Origin of the sequence: Bacillus cereus G9842 (genome assembly GCF_000021305.1) — a bacterium.
GTDB classification, from domain to species: domain Bacteria; phylum Bacillota; class Bacilli; order Bacillales; family Bacillaceae_G; genus Bacillus_A; species Bacillus_A thuringiensis_S.
The window spans coordinates 4156878-4175822 of the sequence record NC_011772.1 but is presented as its reverse complement, the minus strand read 5'-3'; the positions used below and the strand labels follow the sequence as shown (position 1 = coordinate 4175822).

Below are 18945 nucleotides of genomic sequence, written 5' to 3'. Positions count from 1 at the left end.
TTCGCGTAACCTTTTCACTTGGGCGTAAGAATGATAGGGGTCTTTTTTGTTTGCAAAAAGTGTTGTCAAAATGTGTGAGAATAACGTGGAAAGTTTTCAAAGGTGTAGTTTGGTGACAAAGCGAATATGAAGAGCATATAAAGTGAAACTTTAATCAGTGGGCGCCATCCCCCACTGATTATTAGCCGGCACTAATCGGGCCGTTAGTGCGGGATCAACGCTTCGTTCGTTAAGAGAGCGGTATGAAAGGGCGGAAACAAATTGAAAAAAAGAATCATTTGTTTCGTGTTTTCTAGTTTTGTACTTAGTTCGTGTTCGTTTCAGCAAACGATGCAAGAAGAAAAACACTTTGTGGGAACAACAGGAGGAGCTATGGATCGTGTTACGGATCCTATTCCGCTAAAGGAAATTCCAAAATATTTTCCGGTGAAGTTTAAAGTTCCAACGTTTTTACCGTACGACATTATAAGTGATGTAAAGGGTGAAGTAAGAACGCTTGGGAAAAAGAAGGCTGTCTTAATGATTAAATATAAACAGCAGGAGCAAGGTAGAAATGAGTATATTGAGTTAAATGTCGCGAACTTTCCTTATAGTTTTCCGGATTTCGTGGAAGAGAAGCGATTTCAAGAACAAATGAAACTAAATAATGGAACGTCTGCTTATTTTAAAAATAAAGATGATTATGAACGTGGTGACGAATTTGCTACGCTTCTATGGAAAGAGAAAGGAATTGAATATCAGCTATTGTATCGGAATGTAGAAGAGAGCGATAAAGACACGATTAAGCAAAATTTATTATACATTGCGAATAAGATGAAATGAAAAAACTAGCTGATTTATTCAGCTAGTTTTTTGTATGTTATTATTTCTTTTTAATTTTGCCTGTCCAAGATTTAAATCCACCTTGTAATTGGTAGAAATCTTTGTAGCCTTGTTTTTTTAAGTATTGCGCTGCACGACCTGTACGGAATCCGCTTTGGCAATATAAGTAAACAGGTTGATCTTGACGAAGTTCTTTATGGCGAAGGCGAATTTGTGATAACGGAATGTTACGTGCACCTAAAATGTGCCCTGCGTTATATTCATCTGTTTCACGAATATCGATAAGCTGTGCTTTACGGTAGCCAGCGCGAAATTCTTCTTCTGTAAGAGTTTTAATTAATTTTTTCTGATAGAAGTACATCCATACAGTGTAGCCGATGAATGCTACGATTACGGCTAATAAAATAATCCAAGTTGTTGACACGATTCTATCGCTCCCTTTTTTCTTATCCTACTTTCAATATTATAATGCCCATATGTATTTATGCAACAGATTCATTTGCATATAAGAAGAAATTTCGTATTCTTTCACAAATTTTGTCGAATTTGGTAGACTAGAGAATGTGAAAAATACTTGGTTATATGAGGTGCAGGATGGGAAAAGAAAAATGGTGTTATATTAACTCTGGTCAATGTTCACCGGCATTTAATATGGCGTTAGATGAATGTTTATTAAATTGGCAAAGTGAAAAGAAAATGCCACCAACAATTCGTTTTTATGAATGGGAAGTACCAACATTAACAGTTGGATATTTTCAACGTGTTGAAAAAGATATTAATATGGATGTAGTTAACGAAAAGAAATATGGATTCGTTCGTCGTCAAACAGGCGGCAGGGGTGTACTACATGACAAAGAGTTAACGTATAGTGTTATTGTGTCTGAAGATCATCCGAATATGCCGAAAACAGTTACAGAAGCGTATCGTGTTATTTCGCAAGGATTATTAGATGGTTTTAAGGCATTAGGGCTAGAAGCATATTATGCAGTTCCAAAAACAGAAGCAGATCGTGAAAATTTAAAAAATCCACGTTCAGGCGTATGTTTTGATGCACCATCTTGGTATGAAATTGTAGTGGAAGGAAGAAAAATTGCTGGTAGTGCTCAAACACGTCAAAAAGGTGTTATTTTACAGCATGGATCGATTCCATTAGAAATTGATTTAGATGAACTATATGATCTATTTTTATTCCCAAATGAACGTGTGAAGGAACGTATGAAAAGTATGTTTTCTTCTAAAGCGGTAGCAATTAATGAATTAACAGACCGTACATTTACGATAGAACAGTTAATTAAAGCGTTTGAAATTGGGTTTGAAAAAGGATTGGATGTAGAACTTGTTCCATATGAATTAACAGAAGAACAGTTACATGAAGTTCAAACGTTAGCGAAAGAGAAGTATGAAAGTAATGAGTGGAATTATAAAAAATAAGAGATGGCAATTGCCACCTCTTATTTTTTTATAGTAAATTAAGTACTTTTTCTACTTTGATTCCTTTATCTTGTAAAGAACGAAGGCGACTTACAACGTCCATAATTTCTTTGTCAAATGTAACGCTAATACCTTGGCTTTGTAGTTCTTCTTTTAAGCTTTCAATAGAATCATCTATGTCGATGCCAAGCTCGTAATCTTGACAAACTTCAATTGTCTTTTTCACGAGTTTAACATAATTTTCTTGTAGTTTTGAATTTGTTTCAGTCAAAGCAGGCTGCTTCGGTTTTGCAGGAGCAACCGGTGCTGTTTCTTGCTTTGTAACTGGAGTAGGGACTACTTTTTTCACAGGTGCTGGAGTAGTTAGTTCTACAGCCGCTTCTACACTTACTGGCTTCGGTGTCGGTACCGGAGTAGGCTTAGGTGCCATAGCAGGTGTTTCCACACGCGTAACAGGCTTAGGAGCGGGTGGAATTGCTTTTGGAGCTTCTACAACTACTTCTTTTTTCGGCGCTGCTTCTACCTGTGTTTCTTCTTGCTCGGCAGCGTCTTTATTTTCTTTACTCCACATAACGCGTTCAATTTCTAGAGAAACATTGTTTTTGTTCATCGCTGTTAATGTAACTTTACCAACTTCAGCGTTTCCAGTGAAATCAACAATTTTATAAATAACACTCTTGTTCCAATCCACGTTTCCGCTCAAAAATAATTCTTCGTTACATTTCGGCGTTAAGCCCTCGATTTTAATTTCTGCGTTTACACCGTTTTCACTATATACCATAATTAGCGAAGCATTTACATCTTCGTCTGCTAACATTAGTTCACGTACCATTTTGCCGGTGCGTACTTGCGTTTTCTTCTTAACTGACATCTAATTTCTCCTCTCAAAAATTCAGTAATAATAAAAAAATCGTATAACGAAAAATAATTGCTCACGAAGATTTATGATACCGATAATAAAAGCATCACGTCAACAATTAACTTTAATTATTTTGCATTTTTCTTATTTTCTTTATGAAATTTTTCAATTTGTAAAATTAGACAGAAGAAAAACAGCCTTTTGAAGGGCTGTTAAAAATTTGATTTTTTGTATAGTAATTTATATAAAATAAAAAATAAGATAGCGATTAAGGCACTTTGCCAAAAGTTTAGATGGTAAATGAGATAAGGTTGCTTTTGGAAATAAATATTTAAGAATACAGCGGAACAAAATGGAGTAGCAAATGCGAATCCAAATAGAATTCTTCTTTTCCAATTCATTTTCTGATCAAAGGAGTAACGCTTTAATAAATATAAAATAAATAGTATACCTAGTATAATTATTGAAACAGACAAAGTAGTTCCAAGGATGCTAAAAGGCGGACTTGATAATGTATTGTTTTTTTCAAAGAGAAACATAAAAAATGAAATAATTGCATTTATGCCAAACTGTATAGCAAGAAGTAAGCTAATAGAAAATCCAATTAAAGAAGTTTTTTCTAACTTTGTTTGAGTTGGTAAAGCTGATATAAGTTCATCGCAATAAGATTGTAAATTATCTCCAAAGATGTCATAAGCGTTTTTATTTTCTGCTTGTGCTTCGATGAGGTGATCTAATATTTCTAGTAACAGTTCCTCCATTTGTTGCTCGGGTACGTTTGATATTCGAAGATATACTAACATATCACCATAAGCAGCCTCGTTTTCGGAAGTTAGAAGCTCACGTTTTTTATTATTCAATTCAATCATGTCTTGTGCATTCATCCCTATCACTCCCCCTGTAATAAGTTATTTACCGTAGTAGAAACCATTCCCCAGCTTTGTTTAAATTCTTCAAGTTGTTCTAACCCTTTATCGGTTACGTGATAATATTTTCGCTTTGGACCGAGTGAGGAAGCTTTTAATGTTCCTTCAATCAATTTTTCTTTTTGCATACGTAACAATAACGGATATATGCTTCCTTCGCTTACGAATGTAAAGCCGTGCTTATTTAATTTTGTACTCAGTTCATATCCGTACACTTCTTCTTGTGAAATAATGTATAGGATGCAACCTTCGAGCACACCTTTTAACATTTGGCTGTGCATGATTTCACCACCTTTTATTTAGGTAACTTGCGTTGCAAGGTAGCTGTTATCCAAATTATAACATTCAGTAACTTGCAAAGCAAGTTACTGAAGTGGAAAACTTTAATGCGTGTTAATTTTTCAATGCTTCTCATACTAACGAGAGGAGGGAAGCATATGAAACCATTTATGCCAAAACTCGTTTACTTTGAACCAAAGGCACTTGAATATCCACTTGGAAAAGAGCTTTATGAGAAGTTTACGAAGATGGGATTAGAAATTCGTGAAACGACATCACATAATCAAATTAGAAATTTGCCAGGAGAAAATGATTTGCAAAAGTATCGTAATGCAAAGGCTACACTTGTCGTTGGAGTGAGGAAGACGCTAAAGTTTGATACGTCAAAACCGTCAGCTGAATATGCAATTCCGCTCGCAACAGGGTGTATGGGACATTGTCATTATTGCTATTTGCAAACGACACTTGGGAGTAAGCCTTACGTTCGTGTGTATGTCAATCTTGATGAAATATTTGAGAAGGCAAAGCAATATATGGATGAAAGGGCACCTGAAATAACAAGATTTGAAGCAGCGTGTACATCAGACATTGTTGGAATTGATCATTTAACACATGCATTAAAGCGGGCGATTGAATTCATTGGAGAAAGTGAATATGGGCGCTTACGTTTCGTCACGAAATATTCGCACGTTGATCATTTATTAGATGCAAAGCATAATGGGAAAACTCGTTTTCGATTTAGTATAAATTCACGATATGTAATTAAAAATTTTGAACCAGGGACATCGCCGTTTGAGGAGCGAATAGAGGCTGCACGTAAAGTAGCAGGTGCGGGTTATCCACTTGGATTTATAGTTGCGCCGCTTTATATGCATGAAGGGTGGGAAGAAGGATACCGTGAACTATTTGAGCGACTGTACAATGCACTAAAAGATTTATCGATACCAAATTTAACATTTGAATTAATTCAACATCGCTTTACAAAACCGGCAAAAAAGGTCATTCAAGAGCGTTATCCGAAGACGAAACTTGAAATGGATGAAGAGAAGCGTAAATATAAATGGGGACGATACGGCATCGGAAAATACGTATATAAAAAAGATGAAGCAGCAGTATTGGAAGAAACGATAAGAGGTTATATAAATGAGTTTTTTCCTAATGCAGAAATACAATACTTTACTTAAGGGGAGTCTGTATGCAAATACAGATTCTTTTTTGTTTTATATATTTAGGCTCGTTTCCACCTTGTCACGTTATTCTTTCTGGTGTATCATTTTATTGATTGCTTCGTACGGAATAAGCAAAATGAACTTGGATGGAGGAAACCGATGCCTACCCCTAGTATGGAAGATTATATTGAACAAATTTATTTGTTGATTGATGAAAAGGGTTATGCCCGCGTATCTGATATTGCTGAAGCGCTTAGTGTACATCCATCCTCTGTAACAAAAATGGTGCAAAAATTAGACAAAGATGAATATCTAATTTATGAAAAATATAGAGGGCTTGTATTAACAACAAAAGGTAAAAAAATCGGAGAACGTCTCGTATATCGTCATGACTTGCTAGAGCAATTTATGCGTATTATCGGTGTGGATGAAGGTAAAATTTACAATGATGTAGAAGGAATTGAGCATCATTTAAGTTGGGAAGCGATTGATCGCATTGGTGATTTAGTGGAATACTTTGAACAAGATGCAGTCCGAGTGGAAACACTTCGCGGTGTTCAAAGAGCAAATGAAGAGAAAAGTAATTAAGGGGAACGTATGGCGTTTCCTTTTTTATTTCAATTCGAAAAGGATGGGAGAATTATGAAAGCAATTATTTTTGATTTTGATGGATTAATTGTGGACACAGAAACGATATGGTTTCACTCTTTCAGAGATGCTGTTCGTGAATACGGCGAAGAACTACCTTTAGAGGAATTTGCGAAATGCATTGGAACAACAGATGAGGTACTTTATGCATATTTAAATGATCAATTAAAAGAGAAGTTTAACAAAAGTGCATTAAAAGAAAAAGTGGCAACTTTACATAAAGAGAAAATGAAAATACCAAAAGCTCGTGACGGGGTAAAAGAATATTTAGAAGAAGCGAAAGAAATGGGATTAAAAATCGCACTAGCTTCTAGTTCGTCTAGAGAATGGGTTATTCATTTTTTAGAAGAGCTACAGATTCGAGATTATTTTGAAGTTATTAAAACGAGAGAAGATGTTGAGAAGGTAAAACCAGATCCAGCTCTTTATCGAATTGCAATAGAAGAATTAGGAATTAAGCCGTCTGAAGCTGTTGTGTTTGAAGATTCATTAAATGGATTGAGAGCAGCAATTGCAGCGGGATTAACGTGCGTTGTGGTACCTAATGATGTGACACGGAATTTACCATTTGAAAATCATCATCTTCGAATTGAAAGTATGAGAGAGAAAAGTTTAAAAGAAGTGCTTCAAAGTATAAAAAAAGACCGTATTTCCTAAAAGGAAGCACGGTCTTTCTTTTTGCTTTTTTTGCCTTCAATGACAGTTAAATGAGACTGTTTTCTTTTTCGTTTCAAAGTGGAAGAATTCCCTTTTTTACTTTTGTCATTAGAAGTATTTGACTTAAAGAAAGAATTGCCTAGGGGTGCTACATTTTGTTTCCCATGTTTGCGGTTCGATTGTTTTGCCGCACGCTTATATGAGCTTTGCGAATTTGCAGAACCACTGGAATTTGTAAACATCTTGTATAGCAAGTAAAAGATACCGACAACAAGTAACATGTACCCGATATTTCTTAATACACCCATGGGATTTGTAATAACAGATGAAACAAGGCCGAATATTGCCAATCCGATAATAAGCACAAATATAGCGAAAGTAAACGAACGACCGTTCATAAGGGACACCTCCTAAAAACGTATATTAAAATTAGTATATTAACGATGAGGAAAGGAGTTGAACACCATTTTTAAATAATTATTGTTTGTTCTCTAAACGTAATAATTCTTCAAACGATGCAATTGCTACTTCCACTTGATCATCTGTTGGTTCTTTCGTTGTTAATAGTTGTAGCCATAATCCAGGATATCCAAGTACGCGTAATACGGGAATATCTCGTAATCGATTTGTAAATTGCAATACTTCAAAAGAAATACCAAGTACAACTGGAATTAATAAAATTCTGTTTATAACTCGTGCCCAAAGAGGATCTGTAGGGACTAGGAAATAAACGAACATTCCAATAATGACTGTAAATATAATAAAGCTACTGCCGCATCTATAATGGAGACGAGTTTGCTTTTGAACGTTTTCTACAGTCAGAGGAAGGTCATTCTCATAAGCATTGATTACCTTATGCTCTGCACCGTGATACTGAAATACCCGCTTAATAAGTGGGGTTAAAGAAATAAAGTATATATAGCTCAATAATAGCATGAGCTTAATGACACTTTCGACAATGATTTGCCCAGTATGAGATGGGAAAATCGGTCTTGTTAATTCAGCTAATAGTGCAGGAACTGCTGTGAAAATGACTTTACCGAATATGAAAGATAAAACGCCAACAGCTGCAACTCCTAATACCATCGTTAATTTTGATTGTTCTTCTTTTTTATTAGCAATTTGTTCATCATCTTCTGGGTGGACGTCAAATCGTTCAGAAGCGAAGTTTAAATGCTTTGCTCCATTCGCACTTGCATCCACAATAGCGGCAATCCCTCGTAAAAATGGAATTTTTTTTAGGATAGATAATACTTTATTACGAACGCGTGGTAATCGATAAAATTCAATCGATTTATCTTTACGACGAACCGCTGTAACAGTATATTCTCTACCGCCAAACATAACTCCTTCTATGACCGCTTGCCCGCCATATATTTGTTTTGACTCTTCTGCCATGTTAACACCAACCTGTATTTGTTTCTCTCTTATGTAGAAAAAGAGGCAATTGTCATACTGGGTTCTGTCGTTTTGAAATAAGACAATCACCGAGTTTCCTTTATTTTATCGGCAAATACAAGTAGATGACAAGGGAAAATATTATGAGAGTCGGACATTTCTTATTCTTTTTATAGACAAATTTCGCAGGATTTAAACATGCTTCAAAATAGTTTCGGGCATACTATTGAGCGGAGGTGTCGATGTGAGTCAAGAACAATTAGGAACAAGGAATTTTGTGCAGATCGGTTTGTTTGGTGGAATCTTTTGGGGCGGGATATGGTATTTCCTTCATATATTTTCATTCACGGAGGCGGGACCGAATTATTTCCTTTTACCATTTGCGTTTGGAAGTTGGAAAGAGGGGGTATGGGGCAATGTGTCCGGAATAGTGTGTATGGGACTTCTTTCAATTTTGATTGCCTTTTTATATAAAGCATTTTTTGCAAAGTTTGAAGGGATTATTGCGGGAATTATTTATGGGCTATTTTGGTGGGCATTACTGTTTTTGGGGATGGGTTTAATGGCTCCTGTTATTAAAAGTGCGCTCCATTTGCCAAAAGAGACAATTGTAACGACAATATGTATTTTTATATTATATGGTGTGTTTATAGCATATTCTGTTTCTTATGCAGTAAATAGCAATAAAGTAGAACAAGAAGGGCAAGAGAAGACGAACTATTCAAATAAGTAACTCCTATGTTAAAATATTGTATAGATATTAATATTAAGGAGTTTTAAGAATATGAAAAAGTTACTCCTCGTAAACGGTCCTAACCTAAATCGCCTCGGTGTTCGTGAGGTAAATGTATATGGAAAGGGCACGCTAGCGACACTTGAAGCAGATATGAAGCAAGAAGCAGAAACAATGGGAGTGGAGTTAGAATGTTTCCAATCGAATCATGAAGGTGCCATTATCGACATTATTCATGAAGCGGAAGATATATATGAAGGGATCATTTTAAATCCGGGAGCATTTACGCATTATAGCTATGCGATTCGTGATGCCATTGCGAGCATTTCGATTCCTGTTATTGAAGTACATATTTCTAACATTCATCAGCGTGAATCATTCCGTCATGAATCTGTGACGGCAGCTGTTTGTGCAGGTCAAATTGTAGGATTTGGTTTTTATGGCTATAAGTTAGCGTTATTTGCATTAATGGAGAAATTGAGGGGGGCATAGAGTAATGGAGAAAATTGAAGGATTACGAAGTGCATTTGATGAGGCTGGCATTGACGGTATTTTGTTAACAAATGAACATAGTCGTAGATATATGGCTAACTTCACAGGAACAGCAGGCGTTGTTCTTATTTCAAAAGATCGTGCTCAATTTATTACAGATTTCCGTTACGTCGAGCAGGCAAGTAAACAAGCGGTTGGATATGAGGTTGTACAGCACGCAGGATTGATCATTGATGAAGTGGCAAAGCAAGTGAAAGAGCTTGGAATTCAAAAACTTGGTTTTGAGCAAGATACTCTTACATATAGTTCTTATTCAGTGCATAAGGAAGCGATTGATGCTGAATTTATCCCGACTTCTGGACTTGTAGAAAAGTTACGCTTGATAAAGACTGATTCAGAGATTAAGATATTAAAGGAAGCTGCACAGATTGCAGATGCTGCCTTTGAGCATATTCTATCATTCATTCGCCCGGGAGTATCTGAAATTGAAGTGTCAAATGAACTTGAATTTTTCATGAGAAAACAAGGAGCAACATCTTCTTCGTTTGATATTATCGTTGCTTCAGGTCTTCGTTCGGCATTACCGCACGGCGTGGCATCTGAAAAAGTGATAGAAACAGGAGATTTCGTTACATTAGACTTCGGCGCTTATTACAAAGGATATTGCTCTGATATTACTCGTACGATTGCAGTCGGTGAACCATCTGATAAATTAAAAGAAATTTATAATATCGTTTTAGAAGCACAACTACGTGGTGTGAACGGTATTAAAGCTGGTTTAACAGGTCGCGAGGCTGATGCGCTAACGCGTGACTACATAACGGAAAAAGGATATGGTGAATACTTTGGACACACTACTGGTCATGGAATAGGTCTTGAACTCCATGAAGCACCAGGTTTAGCGTTCCGTTCTGATACAGTACTTGAACCAGGTATGGCTGTAACAGTAGAGCCAGGTATTTATATTCCAGGTATTGGCGGCGTACGTATTGAAGATGATATCATTGTGACAAGTGAAGGTAATGAAGTAATTACGAAATCACCAAAAGAACTTATTATTTTGTAATACACAGGAGGATTTTTTTACATGATTTCAGTAAACGATTTTCGTACAGGTTTAACAATTTCAGTGGACAATGCCCTTTGGCAAGTACTTGATTTCCAACACGTAAAGCCAGGTAAAGGTGCTGCATTCGTTCGTTCTAAACTACGTAACATTCGCACAGGTTCTGTTCAAGAGAAAACATTCCGTGCAGGTGAGAAAGTAGAAAAAGCACACATCGAAAACCGTCGTATGCAATACTTATACGCAAGCGGTGAGGCTCACGTATTTATGGATAACGGAACTTATGAGCAAATCGAACTTGGTGAAAAACAAATCGAGCGCGAGCTTAAATTCCTAAAAGAAAACATGGAAGTAGCAATTATGACTTACCAAGGCGAAGTACTTGGTGTTGAACTTCCAAACACAGTTGAATTACAAGTTACAGAAACAGAGCCTGGTATTAAAGGTGATACTGCTTCTAACGTAACAAAACCAGCTACATTAGAAACTGGTCTTGTTGTACAAGTACCAATCTTCATTAACGAAGGCGAAATGCTTATCATCAACACTGGTGAAGGTAAATACGTTTCTCGTGCATAGTAAAAAAGCACTCGTGATAATTCACGAGTGCTTTTTTTATAGGAAATAGGGTAGATAGTAAATAACTGTTATTATAAAACTGACTAAAACAAGTGAAAGAGTACCCATAATAGATGGAGTCAAAACAATTTGAAATGGCTTTATTTCGCCAGTCTCAACGCCAGTTAATGTTTTACTTATTGCGTGATCTGTAATGTTATTTCTATGGTTACTCATAATAATTAACCACATAATTGCAAATATTGCTAAACTACCAAGGAAAAAGGTCTCTATAAATGACCAACCGACCAATAATGAAAAAAGATAAATAAGAGCTAATTCTACTACAACGGTTAAACTAACTTTCAATACCTTCATATTTTGCCTCCTCATTCTGTAATTTCAACCAGTTTAAAAAATTTTCACGTGACACGACATGCAGAGAGCAAGGTGACTTTACTTCTTTCTCTAGTGCAGCGTGTTCGTCTGGAAACTTGTTTTCCACATGCAATGAAATATAAGGTAGTTTTTCTTGTGCTTTTAAAGAGCGGATATTATTCGTTTTAGCACCAGCAAATACGTAGGAAAGTTGTAAGTCTAAAAAGGCGATTTTAAAGATTTCTTTTTTAGCAGCCTCGTTATAGCCTTTTCCCCAGTACGGATAGCCGAGCCAACTACCAATGTGAGATTGCTTTTTCTCATTATTAATATGTTTAAGTGTGGTGAGGCCAATTATTTCATTTTCTTCATTCACAATCATTCTCGATAAGGATTTCTTTTGACGCTCTTCTTCTATTGCGAAAAGAAGAAATGTTTTCGTGTCTTCGATGTTTTCTACCGTTATCCCCAATGCATTTTTTATATGTGGATCACTTGATAGCTCGAAAATCACATTTGTATAGCATAAATCTAGTGGTAATAAAGTGACGTGCTGCATGGTTTAAACCCCTTTTAAACTAAATATACCATAATATACCATGAAATAATATGAATATTCAGATTGTAATTCAGACTTTAGAGAAAAATTATGTTTTTACTTCTGAAATAGACAACCTCTGCATATGGTTGTACAAATATATTCTTTTTTAGAATACGAAGTTAGTAACTGTTACGGGAGAAGGTGGAAGAATGAAACAGTGGCTAGCGGCAATGGAAACATCCGTGCTTGTTATGGGGGCACTTCGATTATTTTCAGGTAGTGCGGAGATATTTGCTGCTTTGCTTATGCTTTATGTGAATGATGCGAAGAAAGCGTTGTTTATAAATGGTATGTTGGCGTTTGTTGGACCTACCGTATTAATTTTAACAATGACAATTGGGATAGCGAGTGTAGCAAGTGAAATTTCTTTCTTGAAGCTCTTTTTTCTAGCGCTTGGAATTTGCTGTATTTTTATCGCATTACTGAAATAGTAAGTCGAGTATAGTGGGGAGAAGCCGATGAAAGAGGTATTAGAAGTTTTACCAAAAACGATGAAGTACTTAATTGAAGAATGTGAGCAATACGATGCTTTAGAGGAAATTCGTGTTCGAATTGGAAGACCGCTAGAGTGTATTGCACACGGAAAGGTGTTTTTTTATGACTATATCACTACTGCAGAGGATGCTATTTACTTATTGAATAAGTTAAGTCAATTCTCAATTTATACGATGGAAGAGGAATTAAAACGTGGGTATGTGACGCTTCGCGGGGGGCATAGAATCGGGTTAGCGGGAAAAGTCATTACAGAAAAAAGCGCAGTAAAAATGATTCGTGATGTCTCTTCCTTTAATATTCGTATTGCTCGTCAAAAAATAGGGATTGCTGAACCGCTTTTGCCATATTTGTATGAAAAAAGATGGTTAAACACGATGGTAATTGGCCCTCCGCAAACGGGAAAAACGACGCTTTTAAGAGATGTAGCACGTTGCATGAGTCAAGGGGTAAGTGCTTCGGAAATTCCTTCCTGTAAAGTGGGGATCGTTGATGAACGGTCAGAAATTGCCGGCTGTGTGAAAGGGATCCCGCAATATGATTTTGGTACCCGAGTCGATGTGTTAGACGCATGTCCAAAGGCAGAAGGAATGATGATGATGATTCGTTCTATGAGTCCTGATATTTTGATCGTAGATGAAATTGGTCGTAAAGAAGATAGTGAAGCAATTATGGAGGCAGTGCATGCAGGTGTTCAGCTTTTTATAAGCGCACACGGATTTTCCTATGAGGATGTTGTGAGACGTCCATCGCTCAAGGCAGTGCTAGAGCTTCGTATATTTGATAGGTTTGTGGAGTTGTCAAAAGCGAGGGGTCCAGGAACGGTTATGCAGGTGAAAGATAAATATGGAAAACCAGTGTTATCAAATAGAAAGGCTGAGGGCGTATGGTGAAAATATTTGGTGCAGTGTTAATCGTTGCGGTCAGCACCTTTTTCGGGTTTTCATACGCTAAAAGATACAGTGAAAGGCCGAGGCAACTTAGATTATTAAAATCAGCACTTCAATCATTAGAGGCAGAAATTATGTATGGACACACACCTTTATCAGAGGCTGCCGAGCGATTAGTTAAACAAATGCCGAAGCCATTAAATTGGATATTTCAAAGTTTCGCTAAAAAACTAGAAAGTGGAGAACAAACAGTAAGGGAAGCTTGGATAGATAGTTTGAAAGAGAATTGGAAGTTGACGGCGTTTCAACAAACCGAGTTTGAAATACTGCAGCAATTTGGTGAAACGCTCGGGCAACATGATCGTGAATCACAACAAAAACATATTCGCTTATGTATTACACATTTGGAGAGAGAAGAAGAGGAAGCAAAAGCTTTACAACTGCAATACGAGAAAATGATCAAGAGCTTAGGGGTACTAGCAGGGCTACTTATTGTAATTTTACTGCTATAGGGGGGAGAAAGGCGATGTCCATTGATGTTGGATTAATATTTCAAATCGCCGGAATCGGCATTGTTTTAGCTTTCATTCATACTGTACTAAAAGAATTGAAGCGTGAGGATATTGCAAATTGGGTTATCCTTGTCGGTTTTGTCGTCATTTTATTTCATGTCGCATTTTTAATTAATACGCTATTCGACAAGATTAAAAGTGTCTTTCTCTTCCAGTAAAGGAGGCGGTTCGAATCGAAATTATACAAATTGTCGGATTAGGCCTCGTTGCTACGTTTTTAGCTGCTGTTTTGAACCAGCATAAATCTAGCATTACATCTTTATTTATTGTGTTCGTAGGTAGCGTGATGTTTCTTATTTTAATTGATCAAATTCATGCTATTTTACAAATGATTGAGAGAGTAGCGAGTGAAGCGAAAGTTAGTAACGTCTATGTGGAAACGTTACTAAAGATTATTGGAATTGCTTATATTGCTGAGTTTGGAGCCCAAATTACAAAAGATGCTGGTCAAGGTGCCATCGCTTCGAAAATTGAACTTGCTGGGAAAATCCTCATTCTCGTTATGGCAATTCCTATTTTGACGGTTGTAATTGAAACTATTCTCGGATTTTTACCGACGGGATAAGGGGGAGTGAATGTTGAGGAGGTTTGGAGCTAAGCTGCTATTTGCTTGCTTCCTTTTCTTTTCTTTACCGGTTGTTGTACAAGCTTCTCCTGTAGAAACAAACGTCGTTGATCAACAATTGGATAAGCTCGGAATTGAAGATGTGAAGCAATTTTGGGACGGGCTTGTTACAAAATATGGAGGCTATTTGCCAGAGAGTCAAAAAGGGAGCTTTATGGAGTTTGTAAAGGGAGAAAAAGAATTCTCTCTAAAAGAGTGGATGATAGGGTTATTAAAATATTTATTTCATGAGCTTGCAGCTAATGGAAAACTGCTTGGCACACTTATTATGCTCACAATCTTTAGTGCATTGTTGCAATCACTGCAATCCGCTTTTTCAAAAAGTAGCGTAAGTAAAATTGCTGATGCTGTTGTATATATGGTACTTATTATTTTTGCTTTAAATAGTTTTTATGTCGTTATGACATATGCAAGAGAAACGATACAAACAATGGTAGATTTTATATTAGCATTATTGCCAATTTTGCTGGCGCTTATAGCAACTGGCGGGGGGGTTGTATCTGTATCGTTTTTTCATCCGGTTATCATTTTCTTAATGAATACGAGTGGGCTTCTTATGAATTATATCGTTCTACCACTTTTATTACTGGCAACGATATTAAGTATTGTAAGTACAATGAGTGATCAATATAAAGTGACGAAATTGTCCAAGCTTCTGCAAAATGTTAGCGTTGGGATTATCGGTATTTTTTTAACGATTTTTTTAGGAGTATTATCTGTACAAGGAACAGCAACAGCTGTTGCTGATGGAATAGCTGTGAAAACTGCTAAATTTGTAACAGGAAACTTCATTCCAGTAGTTGGAAGGATGTTTACAGAAGCGGCAGATACTGTTATTAGCGCATCAGGATTATTGAAAAACACAGTCGGAATTATTGGGCTCGTCATTTTATGCTTAATTGTTGCCTTTCCAGCGATTCAAATTTTCTGTATCGCATTTATTTATAAATTCGCAGCAGCAGTATTGCAACCGGTTGGCAGCGGAGCAATTATTCAATACTTAGACATTATTGGACGAAGCATCATTTACGTATTTGCTTGCTTAGCTATCGTATCATTTATGTTCTTTTTAAGTATTACAATTATTATTGCTGCGGGGAATATTACACTTATGATGCGGTAGGAGGTGAAGAGTATGCAATTTGTTACAGAGTGGATTAGAAATATTATCGTTTTTTTGCTCTTAGCGACAATGCTTCATCTTATTCTTCCAAATTCGAATTTGCAAAAATACGTTAAATTTGTTGTAAGTCTTTTGTTAGTTGTATTAATTTTAACGCCTCTTTTTAAATTATTGCAGACAGATGTAAATGAAGTAATTGCAAATTTTAATGAAGAAAAGTACGTAGCAGAAGGATCTGTAAAAAATTCAATAGATTCGAAGAAAAAAGAAATACAAGCTCTAACACGTGCATATAGTTTAGAAGAGATGGCTACCAAAATGAAAAAAGAAGTAGGAAAAGAGTTTGAGAAAAAGTATGGTATGACTGTCTCTGAAATACAAATAGTCGCAGCAGAAAATACAGAAGAAGTAAAGTCGGCGAAAGATATTCAATCTGTTGTTGTGACGTTGAAAGAAAAAGAACGCAGTAAAAATGATGCAATCGAAACAGTAAAGCCAATTGAAATTAATACGAAAGAGCCTCCAAAAAAAGTGGAAGAAACGAATGTGGAAATGAAAGATTTCTTTTCAAGCAGGTGGCAACTAGAGGGTAAACAAATCCAAGTTCAAATGGAAGGGAGGACAGGTAGAGTAAATGGACAATAAAGATAAAAATTCGAAGTTCTCATTTTTTCGAAACTTATTGAATGGGGATCAAAAAGAAAGCAACGAGAAGGGTAAAAAGGTAACACCTAAGTTTTTACTTGTCCTACTCATACTTGGAATTTTGCTTATGTTTTCTAGTAGTCTATTTTCAAGTAAAAAAGAAGAAGTACCTGTATTTAAAGAACAAAAAACTCAAAACCAAGAAAAAGACTTACCAACTTTCGGACAAAAAAATAATGATAGTATGTCAAATGTAGAAAAATATGAAAAAGCGTATGAACAAGAATTAAAAGCTGCTTTAGAAGAAATAGCAGGAGTAAAAGACGTAACGATTAAAGTGAATTTAGATTCATCTGAAGAAAAAATTTTAGAAAAAAATACAGTGAAACGCTCACAAACAACAGGTGAAACAGATAAAACAGGCGGTAAGAGAGAAGTAGAGGACGAGTCTCTTGATGAAAAGACTGTCATTATACGTGAAGGGGATAAAGAAACTCCTGTTGTTTTACGAACAGAGAAGCCGAAAGTACGTGGTGTTCTTGTCGTAGCAAAGGGAGTGGATAATATACAAGTTAAAGCAATGGTAAAAGAAGCTGTGATAAGGCTGCTAGATGTACCAGCCCATCGCGTTTCAGTTTCACCGAAAAATTGATAGGGAGGAAATAAAGTGTTAAAAAAACAAACAGTTTGGCTATTAACGATGTTAAGTTTAGTTGTTGTACTATCTGTGTATTACGTGACAACTCCTGACAAAATGAATACAGCATCGCCGGCAACAGGTGAAAAGATTGGACAAGAAAAACAAGGTACTGATAAAGCAGTAACAAACGAAGCACCTAAAGAAACCCCGAAAAAAGAAAATACAAGCAAGGAAACAACAAATAAAGAAACAGACAAAAAAGAAAATACTAAAAAAGAAACAAGTAAAAAAGAGGGTAATGTATCAGTTCAATCAAGTGATGAGAATTTCACAGCCTTACGTATGCAAATGGAAGATCAACGTAGTGAAGCGAAAGCAAAATTACAAGAAGTGATGAATTCTTCGAAATCTTCAGCAACAGAAAAGAGTAAAGCGAAAGATAACTTTGATGCAATCACTACAATGGAAACGAAGCAAGAATTACTTGAGACAGTAATTAAATCTCAAGGAGGATATCCAGATGCTCTTGTAAGAGCTGATGGTACAGATATTAGAGTAACGGTTAAAGCGGCAAAACATTCACAGAAAGAAGCAAATAAAATTATTCAACTTGTAAGAAGTGAAGGCGGATCAAAAGATGTAGGTGTGAAATTTGATCCACCAGCGAAATAAGTGAAACTTTAATCCGTAGGGGGTTTCCCTGCGGATTATTACCTTTTACTAAGCAAAGGGTATGCAAATAGTGGAATAGAGTATGTAAGTACGTGTGAATAGAAAAAAGCTATCATTTTCGATAGCTTTTTTCTATTTTGTCTTTGTAGTTATTTTTACTATGTTCAACTCGGAATGGAGAAACACGTTGTGAGTAAAAGATTAATGGTTCATGGTACTGATGATTACTTTTTCCGGATTTGACGTGGATGCAAAGAACACATGCCCAAACGATTACGGCAGGTAAAAAGAGGATGAGCCATATCATATTTCCACACCTCAGCACAATATATTTTCTACACTTTGAACATACTATTCTTATATGAAGGAATGATGAACGGCGTGTAAACAAAAATTAATATTTGGTAAAAATATGTTATTGACTATAGATGTGGTGAAGAGTGGAGAGGGAATGGCGTGTTTGCTATGTAACGTTTTGCAAAAGTAGTGAATGTTTTTTTTTGAAGTGGTCTTGCCAATTTCGTGTGAAACTTGGTATTATTACTAGGTAATAATTTTTTATTGGAATAATATTTTTTACAGGAGTTTCGATTTATTATAAAGAAATATAAATTGGAATGTTTAAAAAATTTATCGTAAGATGGAAATAGTAAATATTTCTATTAGTTAATGAAATATATTTTCTAATAGAATACATCGTATTTTTACAGTCAATCTAGTTTTGTGACGAGAATCTGTAAAAACGGGACAAACAAGAGTATGGGAGTGGATTTTACATGTTTAAAATTCAAGAAGTTCGTGAATTAATTAAATTAATTGATAGCTCTAATATTGATGAATTTGAATACAAAAAAGACGGTACAACAATCAAAATGAAAAAGCGTGGTAATGAAGTTGTTGCTGTGCAAGCACCTGCAGCAAAACAAGCTATGCAACCAGTAGCGCCTGTTGAAGTTGAAACGACAGTAGCAGCAGCGCAAGCAGAAGCACCGAAGCAAGAAGAGAAGAAAACTGTTCAAGATGAAAACCTACATAAGATTACCTCACCAATGGTAGGTACATTCTATTCTTCATCTTCACCTGATACACCTCCATATGTAAGTATTGGGGATAGAGTATCGAAAGATTCTATCGTATGTATTGTCGAGGCTATGAAGTTATTTAACGAAATTGATGCTGATGTAGAGGGCGAAATTGTTGAAATTCTTGTTAATAACGGACAGCTTGTTGAGTATGGACAACCGCTATTTCTTGTAAAAGCGTAATAAG

At 36.0% G+C, this 18945-nt stretch carries 28 protein-coding genes; 19 read left to right on the top strand and 9 right to left on the bottom strand.

The features are described from left to right. Positions 1–285: 285 nt before the first annotated feature. Positions 286–822 (top strand): hypothetical protein, encoded by a 537-nt coding sequence (locus BCG9842_RS20980; protein ID WP_041488176.1) that lies wholly within the window; start codon positions 286–288, stop codon positions 820–822. 40 nt (positions 823–862) lie between these two features. Here the strand turns inward: BCG9842_RS20980 and BCG9842_RS20975 are convergent, their stop codons facing one another. Then, positions 863–1246 (bottom strand): rhodanese-like domain-containing protein, encoded by a 384-nt coding sequence (locus BCG9842_RS20975; RefSeq protein WP_000108654.1) that lies wholly within the window; start codon positions 1244–1246, stop codon positions 863–865. A gap of 170 nt (positions 1247–1416) precedes the next feature. Here BCG9842_RS20975 and BCG9842_RS20970 point away from each other — a divergent pair, with 170 nt between their 5' ends. Continuing rightward, positions 1417–2253 (top strand): lipoate--protein ligase family protein, encoded by an 837-nt coding sequence (locus BCG9842_RS20970; protein ID WP_000514076.1) that lies wholly within the window; start codon positions 1417–1419, stop codon positions 2251–2253. A 28-nt stretch (positions 2254–2281) separates the two neighbouring features. On the opposite strand, the gene BCG9842_RS20965 is transcribed toward BCG9842_RS20970, so the two are convergent. The 3 genes from BCG9842_RS20965 to BCG9842_RS20955 all read right to left on the bottom strand — a co-directional run bounded on the left by BCG9842_RS20965 (position 2282) and on the right by BCG9842_RS20955 (position 4319). Beyond that, entirely contained in the window at positions 2282–3124 is an 843-nt protein-coding gene (locus BCG9842_RS20965; RefSeq protein ID WP_000111891.1) for a hypothetical protein, read from the bottom strand. A 200-nt stretch (positions 3125–3324) separates the two neighbouring features. Beyond that, positions 3325–3996, bottom strand: coding sequence for a DUF1129 family protein (locus BCG9842_RS20960; RefSeq protein WP_000993585.1), 672 nt, complete (start codon positions 3994–3996; stop codon positions 3325–3327). Positions 3997–4001: 5 nt separating this feature from the next. Continuing rightward, complete coding sequence (locus tag BCG9842_RS20955; RefSeq protein ID WP_000556083.1) at positions 4002–4319, bottom strand: PadR family transcriptional regulator; 318 nt, start codon at positions 4317–4319, stop codon at positions 4002–4004. Between the two features lie 156 nt (positions 4320–4475). On the opposite strand from BCG9842_RS20955, the gene splB reads away from it, so the two are divergent. The 3 genes from splB to BCG9842_RS20940 all read left to right on the top strand — a co-directional run bounded on the left by splB (position 4476) and on the right by BCG9842_RS20940 (position 6791). Next, positions 4476–5501: a spore photoproduct lyase gene (gene splB / locus BCG9842_RS20950; protein ID WP_000802106.1), complete on the top strand. Its 1026-nt coding sequence runs from the start codon at positions 4476–4478 to the stop codon at positions 5499–5501. A 144-nt stretch (positions 5502–5645) separates the two neighbouring features. Next, a complete protein-coding gene (mntR, locus tag BCG9842_RS20945) occupies positions 5646–6074 on the top strand; it encodes a transcriptional regulator MntR (protein WP_001143081.1) in 429 nt (142 codons plus the stop codon). A 54-nt stretch (positions 6075–6128) separates the two neighbouring features. Next, complete coding sequence (locus tag BCG9842_RS20940) at positions 6129–6791, top strand: HAD family hydrolase (RefSeq protein ID WP_014894887.1); 663 nt, start codon at positions 6129–6131, stop codon at positions 6789–6791. Here BCG9842_RS20940 and BCG9842_RS20935 read toward each other — a convergent pair. Both BCG9842_RS20935 and BCG9842_RS20930 read right to left on the bottom strand, forming a co-directional pair. Continuing rightward, positions 6788–7189: an SA1362 family protein gene (locus tag BCG9842_RS20935; protein ID WP_001014463.1), complete on the bottom strand. Its 402-nt coding sequence runs from the start codon at positions 7187–7189 to the stop codon at positions 6788–6790. The genes BCG9842_RS20940 and BCG9842_RS20935 overlap by 4 nt on opposite strands. Positions 7190–7268: 79 nt before the next feature. After that, positions 7269–8189 carry a DUF1385 domain-containing protein gene (locus BCG9842_RS20930; RefSeq protein WP_000807119.1) on the bottom strand — a complete coding sequence of 307 codons (921 nt, stop codon included), beginning with the start codon at positions 8187–8189 and terminating at the stop codon, positions 7269–7271. A gap of 244 nt (positions 8190–8433) precedes the next feature. Here BCG9842_RS20930 and BCG9842_RS20925 point away from each other — a divergent pair, with 244 nt between their 5' ends. Genes BCG9842_RS20925 through efp form a run of 4 tightly spaced genes read left to right on the top strand, consistent with a single transcriptional unit; the run spans position 8434 to position 11059 of the window. Continuing rightward, complete coding sequence (locus tag BCG9842_RS20925; protein WP_000076885.1) at positions 8434–8922, top strand: YqhR family membrane protein; 489 nt, start codon at positions 8434–8436, stop codon at positions 8920–8922. A 51-nt stretch (positions 8923–8973) separates the two neighbouring features. After that, on the top strand, positions 8974–9414 hold the full coding sequence (aroQ, locus tag BCG9842_RS20920) for a type II 3-dehydroquinate dehydratase (RefSeq protein WP_000735141.1): 441 nt from the start codon (positions 8974–8976) through the stop codon (positions 9412–9414). A gap of 4 nt (positions 9415–9418) precedes the next feature. Continuing rightward, on the top strand, positions 9419–10480 hold the full coding sequence (gene pepQ / locus BCG9842_RS20915) for a Xaa-Pro dipeptidase (protein WP_000411021.1): 1062 nt from the start codon (positions 9419–9421) through the stop codon (positions 10478–10480). 21 nt (positions 10481–10501) lie between these two features. Further along, positions 10502–11059 carry an elongation factor P gene (gene efp, locus BCG9842_RS20910; RefSeq protein ID WP_000626513.1) on the top strand — a complete coding sequence of 186 codons (558 nt, stop codon included), beginning with the start codon at positions 10502–10504 and terminating at the stop codon, positions 11057–11059. A gap of 36 nt (positions 11060–11095) precedes the next feature. Here the strand turns inward: efp and BCG9842_RS20905 are convergent, their stop codons facing one another. Both BCG9842_RS20905 and BCG9842_RS20900 read right to left on the bottom strand, forming a co-directional pair. Then, positions 11096–11416 carry a hypothetical protein gene (locus BCG9842_RS20905; RefSeq protein WP_000866225.1) on the bottom strand — a complete coding sequence of 107 codons (321 nt, stop codon included), beginning with the start codon at positions 11414–11416 and terminating at the stop codon, positions 11096–11098. Then, positions 11397–11975, bottom strand: a complete 579-nt coding sequence (locus BCG9842_RS20900) for a GNAT family N-acetyltransferase (protein WP_001164990.1) — start codon at positions 11973–11975, stop codon at positions 11397–11399. The genes BCG9842_RS20905 and BCG9842_RS20900 overlap by 20 nt, the downstream gene beginning before the upstream one ends. Before the next feature lie 191 nt (positions 11976–12166). On the opposite strand from BCG9842_RS20900, the gene BCG9842_RS20895 reads away from it, so the two are divergent. The 9 genes from BCG9842_RS20895 to BCG9842_RS20855 are packed head-to-tail and all read left to right on the top strand — an operon-like array spanning position 12167 to position 17676. Beyond that, entirely contained in the window at positions 12167–12448 is a 282-nt protein-coding gene (locus BCG9842_RS20895; protein WP_000816050.1) for a YqhV family protein, read from the top strand. Between the two features lie 27 nt (positions 12449–12475). Continuing rightward, complete coding sequence (gene spoIIIAA / locus BCG9842_RS20890) at positions 12476–13402, top strand: stage III sporulation protein AA (RefSeq protein ID WP_000665903.1); 927 nt, start codon at positions 12476–12478, stop codon at positions 13400–13402. Beyond that, positions 13396–13911, top strand: coding sequence for a stage III sporulation protein SpoIIIAB (gene spoIIIAB / locus BCG9842_RS20885; protein WP_000238701.1), 516 nt, complete (start codon positions 13396–13398; stop codon positions 13909–13911). The genes spoIIIAA and spoIIIAB overlap by 7 nt, the downstream gene beginning before the upstream one ends. Positions 13912–13925: 14 nt before the next feature. After that, positions 13926–14129, top strand: a complete 204-nt coding sequence (spoIIIAC, locus tag BCG9842_RS20880) for a stage III sporulation protein AC (protein WP_000020914.1) — start codon at positions 13926–13928, stop codon at positions 14127–14129. A 23-nt stretch (positions 14130–14152) separates the two neighbouring features. Continuing rightward, positions 14153–14536: a stage III sporulation protein AD gene (spoIIIAD, locus tag BCG9842_RS20875; RefSeq protein WP_079245909.1), complete on the top strand. Its 384-nt coding sequence runs from the start codon at positions 14153–14155 to the stop codon at positions 14534–14536. Positions 14537–14546: 10 nt separating this feature from the next. Continuing rightward, positions 14547–15719, top strand: coding sequence for a stage III sporulation protein AE (gene spoIIIAE / locus BCG9842_RS20870; RefSeq protein WP_000946112.1), 1173 nt, complete (start codon positions 14547–14549; stop codon positions 15717–15719). Between the two features lie 12 nt (positions 15720–15731). Continuing rightward, positions 15732–16364, top strand: a complete 633-nt coding sequence (spoIIIAF, locus tag BCG9842_RS20865; RefSeq protein WP_001161037.1) for a stage III sporulation protein AF — start codon at positions 15732–15734, stop codon at positions 16362–16364. Then, a complete protein-coding gene (gene spoIIIAG / locus BCG9842_RS20860) occupies positions 16354–17016 on the top strand; it encodes a stage III sporulation protein AG (RefSeq protein WP_000368886.1) in 663 nt (220 codons plus the stop codon). Before spoIIIAF ends, spoIIIAG begins: the two co-directional genes overlap by 11 nt. A gap of 15 nt (positions 17017–17031) precedes the next feature. Further along, positions 17032–17676: a SpoIIIAH-like family protein gene (locus BCG9842_RS20855; RefSeq protein ID WP_000914711.1), complete on the top strand. Its 645-nt coding sequence runs from the start codon at positions 17032–17034 to the stop codon at positions 17674–17676. Positions 17677–17788: 112 nt separating this feature from the next. On the opposite strand, the gene BCG9842_RS30340 is transcribed toward BCG9842_RS20855, so the two are convergent. Continuing rightward, complete coding sequence (locus BCG9842_RS30340; RefSeq protein ID WP_003309905.1) at positions 17789–17983, bottom strand: hypothetical protein; 195 nt, start codon at positions 17981–17983, stop codon at positions 17789–17791. A gap of 469 nt (positions 17984–18452) precedes the next feature. On the opposite strand from BCG9842_RS30340, the gene accB reads away from it, so the two are divergent. Further along, on the top strand, positions 18453–18941 hold the full coding sequence (accB, locus tag BCG9842_RS20850) for an acetyl-CoA carboxylase biotin carboxyl carrier protein (protein ID WP_000472862.1): 489 nt from the start codon (positions 18453–18455) through the stop codon (positions 18939–18941). The last annotated feature ends 4 nt before the right edge of the window (positions 18942–18945 follow it).